The sequence below is a fragment of the Brachybacterium sp. B718/18 genome, assembly GCF_055454375.1.
This window is the reverse complement of the sequence record NZ_JBVDDO010000002.1, coordinates 184,661-199,543: the sequence shown is the minus strand read 5'-3', so window position 1 is coordinate 199,543 and position 14,883 is coordinate 184,661. Positions and strand designations below refer to the sequence as shown.

Here is a 14,883-nt window from a genome sequence, read left to right as displayed (position 1 = left end):
CACGTGGACGGGAGGGCGGTCGGCGGGGTGTGCCCGCGTCCTCGCGAGCTCCTGACGGCGTGCTCAGCATCGACAGGTGGCATGATCACCGTCAAGCAGTTCTGATCATTCGAACAGAGAACGAACATTCGGAGGGGCCATGGATGTCCACGAACGGCAGCAGAGGATCCTCGCCGAGCTGCGGCTGCACGGCAGTCTCTCGGCGGCGGATTTCGCGCAGCGGACGGGTGTCTCGCCCATGACGGTGCGCCGCGACCTCCGCGAGCTCGCCGACGCGGGGCGGCTGCGGCGCTTGCACGGCGGGGCGGAAGCCGTGGATGCCGGGGCCCACGGTGCCGGTCGGCACCGGCCCGCGGCGCGTTCGACGGAGGAGCAGGGCAGGCCGTCGGCTCCGCTGTTCACCCTCGGCCAGGTGAGCCCGGACCCCACGTATCACTTCCCGCCGATCGTCGAGAGTGCCGTCGCCCGGGCGCGCGAGCTGGGCGGACGTATCGTCCTCGGAGTCTCCCGCTATCAACGGGAGCGGGAGAACGAGCAGATCGAGCGACTGGTGGCGGGAGGGGTCGATGCCCTGCTCGTCACGACGACGGTGGCGGACTCCTTCGAGGTGCTGGCTCGCCTGGCCGGGCTGAGCATTCCCGTGGTGCTGGTCGAGCGGTCGGTCGAGGAGGCCCCGGTCGGCCACGAGCTAGAGTCCGTGCGCACCGATCACGCCGCCGGCATGGTCCTGGCGGTGAAGCACCTCGTGGACCTCGGCCACCGGCACCTGCGTGGGATCGCCTATGTCACGCCCACTACCCCCTTCCTCCATCAGGGGCTCGAGCGGGCGATCCGCCACCTGAACCTCCCGGCGTCGACGGAGATCGTCGAGGTGGGCGAGGACCCGGACATGGGGGAGCGGCTGCGGATCCTGCTCGAGGAGGCGCTGGCGAACGGGATCACCGCGCTCGTCGTGCACTCCGACCATCTCGCGGTCGACCTCACGAGCGTGGCCGTCGCGCAGGGGATCGCGGTACCCGGCGACCTGTCGATTGTCGCGTACGACGACCAGGTCGCCGAGCTCGCCGAAGTGCCGCTCACGGCCGTGAGCCGGCCGGGTCGGGACCTCGGAGCGCTCGCCGTGACGATGGCCTTCGAACGGCTCGCGGCGACCGGGACGGTGGCCTCGAGCCGCCACGTGACCCTCAGCCCGTCTCTGACCGTGCGCAGCTCCACCGCGCCACCGCGGTGATGTTCGATAAATGTGCGAGTGAACGATCGTCGTTGACAGGTGGTCGGCCCGACGGCTGGGATGTGATCGCTGACGAGCCTGAGGAGGCCGACGATGACCCGACCGAGGACGAGCGCAGCATTCCTGCTGCCCGAGCCGAGCTTCCGCCGCGTGTTCGCGCAGGTCGACCTGCGACGGCTCGAGTCCGAGCCGGCGCTCGACCTGATCGCCGACAGGCCGCTCGACCTCACGGCCAGGGCGGATCGTGAACTGCTCGCCCGGGCCGAGGTGCTGATCACCGGGTGGGGCACGCCGATGATCGATGGCCACCTCCTCGAGCAGGCGCCGGCTCTGCGGGCGATCGCGCACTCGGCGGGAACCGTGCGCCCGATCGTCGACCCCGTCGTCTACGAGCGCGGGATCGCCGTCAGCTCTGCGGCCACGGCGAACGCCGTCCCCGTCGCCGAGTACACGCTCGCCCTCATCATCCTGGGGGCCAAGCGCGCGTTCTGGGCGGCGGACAGGGTGCGTGCGGGACTGCCCGAGGTCGACCTCGAGTCCGCTTGGCCCGCGGTGGGCATCCGCGGGCGCACCGTGGGCATCGTCGGCGCCTCCACCATCGGACGCCTCGTGATCGAGCGACTCCACCGGCTCGAGCTCGAGGTGCTCCTGTACGACCCGACCCTCGATCCGCTCGAAGCCGCGGAGCTCGGGGCCGAGGCGGTGGAGCTGTCGGAGCTCATCAGCCGCAGTGACATCGTCTCCCTCCACGCGCCGTCCCTGCCCAGCACGCACGGCATGATCGACCGTCGACTCATCGCCGACCTGCGCCCCGGGGCCACGCTGATCAACACCGCCCGTGGGGACCTGCTGGATCAGGAAGCCCTCGCGGATCGCCTGGAGCGCGGTGACCTGGTGGCCCTCCTCGACGTCGCCGCCGAGGAGCCCCTGCCGGCGCGGAGCCGTCTGCGGGCCACGCCGAACACCTTCCTCACGCCGCACATCGCCGGATCGATCGGCACCGAGCTGGGCCGACTCTCCGCCCACGCGGTGGAGGAGACCATCACCTTCGCCACACGCGGCGCCTTCGCCCACCCTATCGATCAGCAGACCTTCGCGCTGCGCGCCTGAAAGAGCACATCGACCATGCACCGGAGCTCACCGACCGCAGCGCAGACTCCTGGCACCTCGCGCGCCGATGCCTCGACGCTGACCGCACTGCTCACTCCCGAGGTGCGTACTGCGGTGCGCCCGCAGGGGTGGTGCGCCGCCCCGTCCGTCGACGACCGACGAGCCTGGGAGCACATCTCTCCGCAGGATCGCGCCGCGGTGCTCGACGGAGCCCGCGCCTTCATGGAGCGGTCCGACCAGCAGGTGCCGAGCCTGAGCCTGTGGAACCACTATGCAGTCACGGGAGAGCGCACCCCGTACGAGCAGGCACAGCGTGGGCTGCTCGGAGCTGTGGGCGGTTCGGCGCTGGCACTCGGCGTGACCGGGAACGAGGAGTGGTCGCAGCACTGTGCGGACGCGATCTGGCGACTGTGCGAGCTGAGCGCCTGGTGCCTGCCCTCCCACTACGCCCTCCCCGAGTCGGGGGAGCGACCGCCGCTGCCCCGACCGGGGCGCGACATCCTCGACCTCTCGGACGGATACGTGGGAGGCATGCTCGCGGCGGTGGACTCGTTCGCGGGGGACCATCTCGAGACGGGGTACCCCGGGCTCCGGGCCAGAGTGCATCACGAGATCCGGCGGCGCGTGCTCGAGCCCTGGCGACGGGAGACCTACTTCTGGCATGGCCTCGAGGAGGTGCCGAACAACTGGGCGCCGTGGATCGTCTCGAACGTCCTGGTGTGCGCGGCGGTGGTGGAGACGGATCCGGAGCTCCTCGCCGCGGATCTCGAGCGCGCGGTGGCGATCCTGGACCGCTTCTGCGCCGGGTACGCCGCGGATGGCTCCTGTGATGAGGGGGCGACCTACTGGTGGTGGGCCGGTGCCACGCTCTTCGAGGCGCTGGAGGTGCTGCGGGAGGTGACCGGCGGAGCTCTGGACGGGATCACTGTCAAGCCGATCCCGGCCATGAGCCGCTTCCCTCAGCGGATGCAGATCGATGCGCATCGTCAGGTGAACTACTCCGACGGCTCCGCCCTGCTGCCGCCGAACGCGAACTGGCATCTGCTGGCCCGGTTCGGGGCGAGGGTCGACGATCAGGAGGTGGTGCACCACGCCCGCTGGATGGGCCGGCAGCATCCCTTCCACCTCCCCGAACAGCTCGCTCCGCAGTACCTGCGTGTGCTGCAGGAGCTAAGGGATCCCGGGTGGCTGTCGGGTCCGGCCGCACCGGGGATGCCCCGGTGCTGGTACGCGCCGGGCACCGAGATCGCCGTGATGCGTGAGCGCGACGGGGCGACGGACGGCTGGTTCCTCGCGGCGAAGGGAGGGCACAACGACGTCTCCCACAACCACAACGACGTGGGCGGGGTGATCGCCTCCCTGGACGGCCGTCCGGTGCTCATCGACGTGGGGGTCGAGACGTATCGCCGGGAGACCTTCGAGGAAGGCACCCGCTACTCGATCTGGACGATGCGCAGCGCCTACCATTCCTGCCCCCTGCCCGAGGGCGTCGAGCAGGAGTGGGGTCCCGATCGGGCCGCCCGCGGCACGACTCTCCTCGAGTCCCCGCAACGCTCCGGCCTGAGGGCGGACCTCGCCGGGGCGTATCCGGCCCGGGCCGGCTTGGTGTCGTCCTGGCGGGAGGCGTTCCTGGATCGCGAGGCCGGCACCGTCACGATCCAGGACGACTGGATCTTCGAGTCGCCGCGTCGCATGACCCTCGTGCTCATGACGGCGCAGAAACCGGAGGACGACGGGGCGGGCGCGGTGCGCCTGGGCACCGCTCGTCTCCGCTTCGACGCGCGGCGTCTCGCCCTGCGGCACGAGCCTCTCGCGATCGACGACGAGAAGCTGCGGGCGGCCTGGGGGCCGGAGGTGCATCGCCTCCTGCTCACGGAGCGTGCCCCTGCTGCTCGAGGATCCTCGACCATCGTGCTCGAGAGATCCGGCGTCGACGACAGCTGAGCGCCGCGTCGGCGCCCTCGGAGCCTCAGCTCTCGTACGCCCGCACCGCCACGATCCGTGCCGTCGGAGCCCCGTTCGTGTCCTCGACCGTGACCCTGACCCGATCGGTAAGCACGCGATCACGCATCGGAACGGTCCACCGCCTCACCCGGTTCCCTGCAATCCGGGCGACCTCTCTCCACGTGTCGCCGTCGTGCATCTCCACCCGCGCGTCCCGCACGAGGGTGGGCATGACCTCCGCGGCGTTGCGGTGGTGATGGAGGTTGATCAGGTCCTCGTTCACGTCGTCGTCGAAGATCACCTCGAGCAGTCCGATCTCCACGGGCGCGGACCAGCTCAGCGCGATCCACGGCTGCGGGTCCTCGCTGACGGCCGCCGAGACCCACATGTTCGGACCGCCGTAGGGACGGAGGAAGCCGCCGCGCACCTGGTCCGGGCGGAACGCCTCCGTCGGCGTCGCCGCGCGCATGCAGATCCCGTGGCCGTGGAGGGTCTCCTTCCAGGCGCGCCACTGCTCGGTGTACCGCTCGTCCTCGGGCATCTCGCGGTGGATGAGGGTCACGGTGCCCGGGAGGACCTCCGCGCCACGGTGCACGGAGAGCTGCGGGTTCGCGTGGAGCACCATCACGGCGTTGCTCGCGGTGCCGGGCGCCCAGCGCACGGGCAGCGGCAGCCAGGAACGGCCGGCCGGGACGTCCACTCCCACCTCGTCGACCTGGTCCGCGGGCAGGTAGTTCTGCGGCGCCGACGTGGCGTGCAGGGTGGCACGCAGAGTGGTGGCCTCGGCGGCGTCGACGAGCACCTCCACCCCGTCCAGCCGCGGATCCACCGGCAGCACCAGTGCCAGATCGTCGACCAGCGGCACTCGCCCCGTGCTCCGCTCCGACGCCAGCGTGGTCAGCGTGGAGGACGCCGTCACCGTGGCCCTCAGAGCGAGATCGGCGGGGTCGTCGGCGCGCGCGCCGAGCACCGCGGCGTCGGCCCGCACCATCGCGTGGCGCAGCTGGTCGATGTGGTCCCGGGCCAGCGAGGAGGGGGTGGTGTCCAGCTCCTGGGAGAGGGCCGCACCGATCCCGGCGGCTTCTCCGAGCAGGGCGCAGGTGGCCATCACCCGGGTGGACCCGAAGGCGACGTGGCTGGCGGAGATGTTCCGCCCCGCCATCCACAGGTTCGTGACGTTCTTCGAGAACAGGCAGCGCAGCGGCACGTGGTAGTTCCCGTCCGGATGCCAGTGCTTCGAGCCGGGCTCCGTCGCGTACACGCCGCCGGAGGGGTGCAGATCGATCGACCAGCCCCCGAAGGCGACGCGGTCCTCGAACTCCACCTGTCCCAGCACGTCCTGCTGAGTGAGGACATGCTCGCCGACGAAGCGGCGGTACTCGCGCTTGCCGGGGACCGCTCCCACCCACTCGAGGGTGAGGGTGTCGGCGTCGAACTGGCCGGAGTTCTTGAGGTGATCCCAGATCCCGTAGCAGACGCCCTGCAGCTCGTCGCGGATTCGCTCGTTGTCGTGCACGACGTCCAGCTCGCCTCCCCACTCGATCCACCAGAAGGCACAGCCCTTCATGTCCTGGCGGATCACGCGATGCTCGGGGATCCCGGCGGCCGCGAGGTCCACCGCGAAGGCGGGGGGCACGAACTTCGAGGGCTCACCCGTGTCCTTCGAGTAGAACAGGATCGTGCTGCCCAGCATGTTCTGATCAGGCACCTCCGGAGCCCACGACTCCCTGAACTCCGCTCGTGGCTCCCGGCCCGTCATGTACTCGGCTCCGGCGAGGTGCCCCACCAGCCCGTCGCCCGTGCAGTCCAGGAAGGTGGGCGCCTCGATCGTGATCCGGCGTTCCGAGCCGCTCATCCAGCCCCGCACGCGCCGGATCACCCGGGCATCGTCGGGTCCCTCGGCCTCCACCTCGGTGACGTCCGTGTTCAGCAGCAGGGTGATGTTCTGTTCGGCGCGGACCTTCTCCAGCAGCAGCAGGTCCCAGTAGTACGGGTTGCCCTCCGGGTTGCGGAACTGGTTCTCCACGAACAGCTCGCCCATGATCCCCGTCTCGCGGGCGAACAGGTGTATGCCGTGGGCGGTCGCGCCGCACACCCACACCCGCACTTCGCTCGAGGAGTTCCCGCCCAGGACCGGTCGGTTCTGGGCGAGCACCACCCGGCGGCCGCGGCGGGCCGCGGCGATCGCGGCGCAGATCCCGGCGAGGCCGCCTCCCAGGACGGCGATGTCGGTATGGAGGGTCTGGTCGATCACGGAGTGAACCTTTCGAGCAGGGGGTGTCGGTCGGGGGCGGGGATGCCGGGAGCGTCAGGTGCGGCGCGACGGTCGATCGTGGGAGGTCGGGGCCACGAACGCCCCGTCGTCGAGGTACCGCATGGAGTCATCGGCCGATCGCCGCTGAGCCACGAGCACCCACAGCAGGCTGGTGACGAGGGTGTCGCTGACGCGACCGGAGTAGTACTGGGTCCACACCTCGCCGTTGCGGATCCCGGTGAACACGCTGATGTCGGCGCCGTCGTCGACCGGAGAGCCAGGTGCTCCGTGGATCGCGATGGTGGTGGCCCCAGCTGTTCGGGCATCGTGCAGCAGCTGGGCGCTGGACTCGTCCTCCCCGGAACGGTTCAGCACCAGAACGGCATCGCGGGGGGTCAAGGTGTTGGACATCGCGCGGAGGGTGACGGGCCCGCCCTCGAGGAACCAAGCCGCGACGCCGATGCGCTGCAGTCGCAGATGGAGCTCGCGCAGAGCGATCGAGTCGCCCCATTCGCCGTAGAGGTGGACTCGTTCGGCGCCCGCGACCACCGTGGCCGCCTCCTCGATGCGGTCCACGTCGATGGCGGCCACCGCCTCGCGCAGCGCCCGTGCCGCCGTTCCGGCGAGGATGTCGAGCACCTCGGCAGGGGAGTCGTGCGGGGTGATCGCCCCGCCGATGTCCCGTTCCCAGCCCGACTGCGCCGAGCGCCCGTTCTCCACCGCGATCGCCGAGCGCAGCGCGGGGAACCCCGAGTAGCCCAGTCGCGCGGCGAGCCTGGACACCGAGGCGGGCGCCGCCCGTGCGGCCTCGGCGAGGGCCGTGATGCTCGCGGAACCGGCAGCGCCGGGATCGTCGAGGATCGTGTCCGCGACGCGAGCCATCGTGGGGTGGAGCTCGCCACGGATCTCGCGCAGGGCGGAGAGGACGGGCTGAACCGGGGCGGGGGAGTCAGGTGTCATCGTCTCTCCGAGATCGTGAGGCGGGGCGGCGGTGCGCACTCGGTCGAACCGGTGCTGTGTACAAGATTCACCGATTCGGAAGGTCGCGTCAACCTTAGTGGTAAAACATGTGCACGTTCCGCGAGATGCTTCCACGCTGCCGGGTATCGTCCTCCAGCACCGTGTGCGGATCGTCGCCCGGCGGACGATCCCGCTGTTCTCCCTCCGACAGTGCCGCCTCGTGACCGGCAGCACCGCAGGCACCGCGAAGGAGCACCCATGACCGACCATCGCCGCCCTAACGTCCTGATCCTCTACGCCGACGACCTCGGCTGGGGCGACCTCGGCTGCTTCGGCGCCGAGGACATCCCCACCCCGCACCTCGACGCGCTCGCCCGCGACGGCGTGAGGCTCACGCAGTGGTACTCGAACTCGCCGGTCTGCTCACCCTCCCGCGCCGCGCTGCTCACGGGGAAGTATCCGGCGCACGCCGGCATCGAGACGATCCTCGGCGGCTCCCGCCGCACCGCGGGCCTCGCGCCCCAGCCGACGCTCGCCAGCCTCCTCACGGAGCGCGGCTACCGCACCGGCCTGTTCGGGAAGTGGCACCTCGGCGCGGACGCCGACTACGCCCCGGCGCACTACGGCTTCGACGAGACCTTCGGCTTCCGCGCCGGCTGCGTCGACTACTACTCGCACATCTTCTACTGGGGCGGCCACGACCCGGTGCACGACCTCTGGGAGGACGACGAGGAGGTGTGGCGCAACGGCGAGTACGTCACGACAGTCCTCGGCGATCGCGCGGCCGAGTTCATCACCCGCACCGCACCCGAGGGGCCGTTCTTCTGCCGTGTCCCCTTCAACACCCCGCACTATCCGATGCACGCCCCGGCCGAGCACATGGACCGCGTCGCGCACCTCCCACCGGGCCGGCGCGAGACCGCCGCGATGATCGCGGCAATGGACGATGCGATCGGCGACATCTCGAGGCGCTCGAGGCCAGCGGCACCCGCGACGACACCCTCGTCCTGTTCTCCTCGGACAACGGCCCCTCCCGCGAGAGCCGCAACTGGCTCGGCGGCGAGGAGATCTCCTACGAGGGCGGCTCGACGGGCGGGCTGCGCGGCTCGAAGGGAAGCGTCTTCGAGGGCGGGATCCGGGTGCCGTGCATCATGTCGTGGCCGTCCGGCCTGCCGACGGGGGAGGAGCGGGACCTGGTCGGTCTGATGATGGACGTGGTCCCGACGGTGCTGCACGCCGCCGACGGGGTCGCGCCGACGCTGCCGGACGCCGACGGGATCTCGCTGCTCGACGCGCTGCGCGATGGGACCGACCCGGGGGAGCGGCCCGTCTGCTGGTCCTACCAGGGGCAGTACGCGGTGCGCCGCGGGAGGTACAAGCTGGTGCTCGGGCCGTACGAGGGGATGGACCCGCCGGCGGTGCTGGAGCGGGCGCTGTTCGACCTCGAGGCGGATCCGGGGGAGAGCGTCGACATCGACGGGCGTGAGCCGGAGGTCGTGGCCGAACTCGAGCGGGATCTCGAGGGGTACCGGGCGGCTGCGGAGGGGTGGTCGGCGGAGCTGGAGGCGGCGCGGGGGAGCTGATCTCGACAGGTTGCCGCGTCGATGCCGTGCCGATGAGGCCTGGTCAGGCGTCCTTCAGCATCCACACCCGGCGCAGCGGCAGACGCTCGGTGATCTCCTCTGGCAGCTTCTCGTAGTTGCGCAGCACGGCCTCGACGATGTCGGTCGAGTCCCAGACCTTCACGCGGAAGCGCTGATGCTTCACCGCGTCGCGCGCGGGCTTGGTGAGGCCGGCCCAGGTGGCGAGGAGACCGAAGTCGGCTCCATGGGTATGGACGAGACCGTTCAGCTGGGCGACGACCTCGGAACCGATCTGCGGAGTCTTCACCTGCACGATCAGCTTCGGGGACTCGAGCCCGAGCAGGCCCCGACCGGCGGTGATGTCGATGCCCCCGTCGGCGCCGGGCGGGGCTTCCTCCGCCTCGAAGCCCTCCGCACGCAGGAGCTCGGCGACCAGATGGGCGAAGGAGTGCCCGGAGAACTCCTCGGCGATGCGACTGCTGATCTGGTCCAGGGCGATGACGGCGATGTCCGGCTGAGACTCCGGCTCGTCGACCACGTCGGCGCCCGAGGGCTGCGTCGGAACTGCAGGGGAACTCGGCGGGGAGGCGAGCGTCACCGACCCCTCATCCGTTCCCGTCGCGAGAACGTGCTCGAGTCGGGCGGCGGCGTTGTTACGACTGGGGGAGAAGATCGTGAGCGCGCTGCCGAGGGTGTAGAGGAGGTCCTGCTTCAGCGCGGAGCGCGGCACTTGGCGGATCCACTCGACGCCGACGACATGGCGGTACCCAGGTTCGTTCTCGGAGAGATACATGTACGGGCTGGTCACGCGGCCGAGCGCGATCTCTCGGGTGGTCTTCATCGGCATCGCCAGGAGGTCGCCGACCTCGATCCGTCCCCGGAGCGCCCACAACTGGGCAACGGAGTTGGTGCGGGCGCCCGCGGAGTCCCGGGCGTAGACCTCGTCGACGATCCGCTGGACGTCCTCACGAGTGGAGGCGTGGGTGAGATCCGGGACCTCCCGCCAGCCGCCGCCGGAGCAGCTGTTCTCCAGCGCCCACTCGTCGCGCTCGCCGTATCGGCCGGACCGGATCACCCACGCTGTGCTCGCCATTCCTGCACTGTAACTGCGCAGGGCCACGGGTTTCGCGCCGTTCGGCGAGCGCGCGTCGACTTTGAAGTCACGAAGCGCCTACGGCGACGGTCCTCTGATGGTGGTAAAGGCGGGCGAGGCCGTGCACGCCCGCCATTCCCCCGACCTCCGCCCGGTCAACGACGCCATCGATCCTGACCTCGACCAAACGTGCCCGCTCGGTGACCTCTCCGACCCTAGTGCGCGCGATGCACGCGTGGCCGTGCGTTGGAGATCTCGTTCTCGCGAGCGATCAGGGCAGGACTGCGCCCCCGGGCGACCTGGTTCTTGGGAGGTCCATCACGGTGAAAGGGCGGACGGCGCTCGGGCGCAGGCCAACCTCTGTGGATCGAGAGTGTGGGGGTGGCTTCGACGCGCGCAGCATCAGTCCCGTTCCTACGCCGCCCGAATATGCAGTTCAGCAGTCCCACGGCGCTCCTCGTCCTAGACCCCTTAGGGGCAACCTTCCTCATGATCTCGGATAACCACGACAACCGTCTGATGCTTCCGCCGGCAGGAGAGGAGGGACTGCTCTGCCTGGAGCCCCCTCGGCCTGCCGCTAGGAGGAATGCGCGGCCTGGTAGTCGGCGAGGAGTCGTGAGCTGAGGCGGCCGCGGTCGCCGACGTCGTACCCGTTCTCGCGAGCCCAGGCGCGCACAGCGGCAGGGCTTGGCGGAGACTCAGTTGACGCCATGGGAGGTGACGTGGCGGGTCCAGCAGGCTTGGCGGGTGGCGGAGTCGTGGTGACCTCGCTCCATGCCGAGATCTGGTCCATCACGTGTTCGGGATCCGGTGCGGCCGCGTAGACAGTGAGCTCGAGATATCGATCGTTGTCCTCGATCGGTAGCGACTCCAGCGGATGCTCACGAAGCCGTACCACCCGGTGCCCTTCCCCAAGCAGGCTCTGCGTCTTGCGGAGGTCGATCTCCTGCTTGCCGCGATGCCAGTACGCGCCGTCGTACTCGATCAGGAGCAACTCCTCGCGTGACAGTTGCACGGTGATATCGACGTGCCAGCCCCGCTTGCTCTGCCCCTGCCCGGTGGAGACTCGTTTCCCGGAGGCGGCATGACCGAACCGGCCCTGGGCGGCTCGATGGTGATCGAGCTCCACGCGAGACTTTCCGTGCTCACTGCATTCCGGGCAGCTCCCTCCTTGAGTTCGCGACGCAAGACTCATCGAGAAGACGTGCGTTGGCTCCGTACTGCACACCCAGGTCGGGGTGAAGCCTGCAGCGGTAGGACGCACCTGCCATGCAGAGCGGGGGTTGTCCGGCGACCACTCGGCGGCCAATTCAGGATGGTGGTAGGCGAGCGAGTCGAAGATCGAACGGCACTGCGGACAGCGGAGGGAGGCTGCGTAAGACCTGTCCTTCGGCGAGGCGAGCCATTCATGACCGCACTCCGCACACCGCCACGTGAACAAGCGCTTTGACCGTGGCGACACCGAGCGGATGTCCCACCCGGCGTTAGCGGTCGGATGCCACTGCGACGCTATCTCCGGATCAAGACGCATGGGCGTCGAGGGGGACTCCTGAGCCTGTGCTTGCATCGCGCGCGTCTCCGCGGCCCGGCAGACATTGCACCCGTACCTCATGTACGTCAGAGGCACTAGGCGGGGGTGATGTCCGTTGGGGCAGGTAAACCGTCGAAGGGGAAAGTTGTCCGTCAGGCCGACGAGTGCTGGATCAACGTCCTCGTCCCATGCCTCGACCAGCTCAGGGACATCAGATACCCGCATGGAGCGGTACCGGTCCATCTGGCGCTGCCACTCGGCGCGCTCGCGCTTATCGCACTCGGGGCAATGTGGCGCGCCCGAGGTCATACGAAGGACCTTCTCGGTGAAGCGGTGGCCGCAGGTGGGGCACAGCCAGTGCGCCTCCCGGCTTGCACGGAGTGTCGCCGTGGCAAGGGAGGCGGGGTCGCTGGCCTCGTGGTCCCACCACTGCAGCGCAGGGTGGTCCGAGGACTTCAACAGCGTCTTGGATGTCGATGAGGAGGATTGTCGACGGGTGCGACGCTGACACGAACACCCCCACGCGATATCGCCGGGCCTCTCCGCGGAGAGGCGCCCACAGTGCAAGCATCGCACATGGTGGGGATCGTTCTCCAGCGGGGGAGTGGTGAGTGCGCCGAGGTACTCGTAGTCCTTTCTCTCGGCCAGCATGCGGACGCTGTCGAGGGATACCTCCTCCCGGACACCCCAGCTCACGCTCGAGGCGGCCCAGCTCCGCCAATAACATGCCCGACAGGTCATCTCTCCTGCCGCGTGTGTGGAGAGAGCGTACTCGAGCTTGTAGTGGGCCTGGCAGTTGCACGAACGGCAGCGAGTCAGGGTGAAGGTTGCTGCTTTTTGGATTTCCTCGAGAGGGTCAAGGCCGCATTCACGGAACCTCTCCGCGGCGTGCTCTTGGCACCATGCGGCCTTCGTCTTCGCTCCCCAGGCGGCGGATGCTTCACATCGCGGTTCATCGCACTGCATAGGCTTCACAGTAGGACCTCAATGCGCTCCATGATTGACAAAGATTCATATAGGTAAGGGTGTCTACGCCATAATTCTTATGGGCGCATGGAGCGTTGGATTTGTATGCAACCGAGTAAAAGCTCGTGGCCACTGGATCACTCTAAGCCATTCAGTAGGAGATAGACCCGCTCCCGCAGCAGCGGATCCACCACATACACATACGTCCCCCTCATCCCCCGGGTCAGCAGCACGCGGTACACATTCTTTATGTACCGCAGCAGGTCCTCGTCGGAGGTGGTCCGGCCGCGCATGGTGTTGTTCGCCTTGCCCTTGGCGTCGAAGTAGTTGGCGCGGTCGGCGACGAGACGGCCGGTCTCCGCATCGATGCGCAGATCGCCGCCGATGATGACTCCGGCGTAGTCGAGGTCGTAGCCCTGGACGGTATGGATCGAGCCGACCTCCTCGAGGGAGGTCTTCGACGCGATCCAGTCGACGTCGGATCGGTTCCAGTCGAGCGCGACGCCGTCGAGCTCGATGTCGTGCAGCCCGGTCTTCCCCTTGCTGCGCCACTTCCAGGCGTAGCCGGCGACGAGCCGGGCGAGACCGTGCTCGGCATCCCGTTCCCGGATCCGCTGGTGCATCGCGCCGAGGTCCTCGAAGAGCTCGAACTCGTAGTCGTCGAGGTCCGGGATCGTCGTCGGCGGATCGTCGGTGACCAGGGCACGGGCGAACTCGAGGTAGGCCTTGCCGCCCTTCACCCGCATCTGGGTGTCCAGCGGGTACAGCCGCTTCTGCTCGCGGGTCTCCGCGAGGACGCGCTCGAACACCTCGGGCTCGATGTCGATCGGGCGGACGCTCTGCGCGGTGTCCAGCAGCAGGATCGTGTGCCGAGCGCGCCGACGGATCCAGTCCAGCTGGTTGATCGCGAGATCGTCTGCGCCGAAGAGCCGCCGCGTCGTCTCGCCGAACCGCTTCGTGAGCGTGCCGTGCGCCTGGGCGCCGCGCTGGGTGAGCCGATGCGCCTCGTCCACGACGATCACGTCGAAGTCCTCGTCGGCGTCGGCGACGTCGTAGGGCGTGAGGACCTGCGCGTCCCGCAGTGCCGGGACCTTGCGGAACACCCTGCTGATCGACTTCCGCAGCGACTTCTGGGGGACGACCAGGCCGATCCGCAGATCCGTGAACCGCTCCCGCGTTCCCTCGACGAACAGATCGGAGAACATCGAGTCGCCCTCGACCTCATCCGTCGGATCGAACTGGGCGAGGTCCCGCATGAGCTTGATGAGGTAGATCCCGACGATCGTCTTGCCGGTGCCGGGGTCGCCCTGGATCGCCGCGATGGTCCGTCGATCGGGGTGTGCGAGGTCCTGGGCGAGGCCTTCCATGATGTCGAGGACGGCCACGCCCTGCTCGGTGTTCAGCGACTTGTAGGGCGAGAGCTTAAAGAGGTCGGAGTTCTCGATCTGGGGGATCGTGCGCTCGAAGTAGCCGCGGGAGCGGAGTTCCTCGAAGATCTCCTTGAAGGTCTCGTTGTACTCGCTGCGCTGGTAGTAGTCCTGGTTGGTGATGCCCTCGTTGCGGTTCAGGAGGTCGTACTTCCCGTCGCCGTCGAGCAGCCGGATCAGGAGCGATTCGAGGTCCAGGCAGGCGGAGCCGTTGAAGCGGTCGTCGAACACGATCCGCACCTCGCGGAGGTGCTGCTTCTGCGCCGACTTGAGGTGCTGCGCCATGCGGCGGTCGGCGCTGCCGGTCTCGCCGACGTAGATGTCGTGGCCGTCCTCGATGAGGTAGACGACGGGCCAGTTGGAGAAGCGGGGAAGGCGCTCCCGGGTCTCGCGCACCGACTCCGCGGTGAAGGGGAGCTCCTCGATCTCAAAGCCGGTCATACTTCGTGCTCCGTCCCTTCGCCTTCTCGACGGGGTACTTCTCCCGCGTGCGCTCGAGCTTGTCCAGCACGATCTGCTCCGGGTCCAGGCCGAGGTGGTCCGCGAGGGTGAGCGCATAGGTGAGGACGTCGGCCAGCTCGCCGGTCACGTCCTCGAGATCCGCCTCCGCGCTCCACTGGAAGCACTCGAGCAGCTCCGCGGCCTCGATCGAGATGGACTTGGCGAGATTCTCCGGCGTGTGGAACTGCTGCCATTCGCGCTCGGCGGCGAACGCGCGGAGGGTGTCCATGACGGATTCGCTGGTCATGGGCTCACCGTAGCAACGAGACGCCCGACGCGGCTC

The 14,883-nt window shown here is 68.9% G+C and carries 9 protein-coding genes and 2 pseudogenes; 4 read left to right on the top strand and 7 right to left on the bottom strand.

Annotated features, from left to right (window positions below; translation table 11 throughout):
- Positions 1-139: 139 nt before the first annotated feature.
- From ACZCAH_RS04790 to ACZCAH_RS04780, 3 genes are all read left to right on the top strand, one after another.
- Positions 140-1,231, top strand: a complete 1,092-nt coding sequence (locus ACZCAH_RS04790; RefSeq protein ID WP_464339980.1) for a LacI family DNA-binding transcriptional regulator — start codon at positions 140-142, stop codon at positions 1,229-1,231.
- Between the two features lie 93 nt (positions 1,232-1,324).
- Complete coding sequence (locus ACZCAH_RS04785; RefSeq protein ID WP_464339979.1) at positions 1,325-2,341, top strand: hydroxyacid dehydrogenase; 1,017 nt, start codon at positions 1,325-1,327, stop codon at positions 2,339-2,341.
- 15 nt (positions 2,342-2,356) lie between these two features.
- A complete protein-coding gene (locus ACZCAH_RS04780; RefSeq protein ID WP_464339978.1) occupies positions 2,357-4,285 on the top strand; it encodes a heparinase II/III family protein in 1,929 nt (642 codons plus the stop codon).
- Positions 4,286-4,310: 25 nt separating this feature from the next.
- On the opposite strand, the gene ACZCAH_RS04775 is transcribed toward ACZCAH_RS04780, so the two are convergent.
- Both ACZCAH_RS04775 and ACZCAH_RS04770 read right to left on the bottom strand, forming a co-directional pair.
- Positions 4,311-6,539 carry an FAD-dependent oxidoreductase gene (locus ACZCAH_RS04775; protein ID WP_464339977.1) on the bottom strand — a complete coding sequence of 743 codons (2,229 nt, stop codon included), beginning with the start codon at positions 6,537-6,539 and terminating at the stop codon, positions 4,311-4,313.
- A 54-nt stretch (positions 6,540-6,593) separates the two neighbouring features.
- The gene (locus tag ACZCAH_RS04770; RefSeq protein WP_464339976.1) at positions 6,594-7,499 is read right to left on the bottom strand and encodes a MurR/RpiR family transcriptional regulator; all 906 of its coding nucleotides are present in this window, start codon (positions 7,497-7,499) and stop codon (positions 6,594-6,596) included.
- A 258-nt stretch (positions 7,500-7,757) separates the two neighbouring features.
- Here ACZCAH_RS04770 and ACZCAH_RS04765 point away from each other — a divergent pair.
- Positions 7,758-9,082, top strand: a pseudogene (locus ACZCAH_RS04765) (sulfatase family protein).
- 43 nt (positions 9,083-9,125) lie between these two features.
- Here ACZCAH_RS04765 and ACZCAH_RS04760 read toward each other — a convergent pair.
- The 5 genes and pseudogenes from ACZCAH_RS04760 to ACZCAH_RS04740 form a co-directional block, all read right to left on the bottom strand.
- Entirely contained in the window at positions 9,126-10,175 is a 1,050-nt protein-coding gene (locus ACZCAH_RS04760; RefSeq protein WP_464339975.1) for a restriction endonuclease, read from the bottom strand.
- Between the two features lie 577 nt (positions 10,176-10,752).
- A complete protein-coding gene (locus ACZCAH_RS04755; protein ID WP_464340260.1) occupies positions 10,753-11,304 on the bottom strand; it encodes an Lsr2 family DNA-binding protein in 552 nt (183 codons plus the stop codon).
- A gap of 27 nt (positions 11,305-11,331) precedes the next feature.
- Positions 11,332-12,357, bottom strand: a pseudogene (locus tag ACZCAH_RS04750) (zinc-ribbon domain-containing protein); the annotation flags it as partial.
- A gap of 452 nt (positions 12,358-12,809) precedes the next feature.
- Positions 12,810-14,540, bottom strand: coding sequence for a DNA/RNA helicase domain-containing protein (locus ACZCAH_RS04745; protein WP_464339974.1), 1,731 nt, complete (start codon positions 14,538-14,540; stop codon positions 12,810-12,812).
- Entirely contained in the window at positions 14,527-14,847 is a 321-nt protein-coding gene (locus ACZCAH_RS04740) for a nucleotide pyrophosphohydrolase (protein WP_464339973.1), read from the bottom strand. The genes ACZCAH_RS04745 and ACZCAH_RS04740 overlap by 14 nt, the downstream gene beginning before the upstream one ends.
- Between the last annotated feature and the right edge of the window lie 36 nt (positions 14,848-14,883).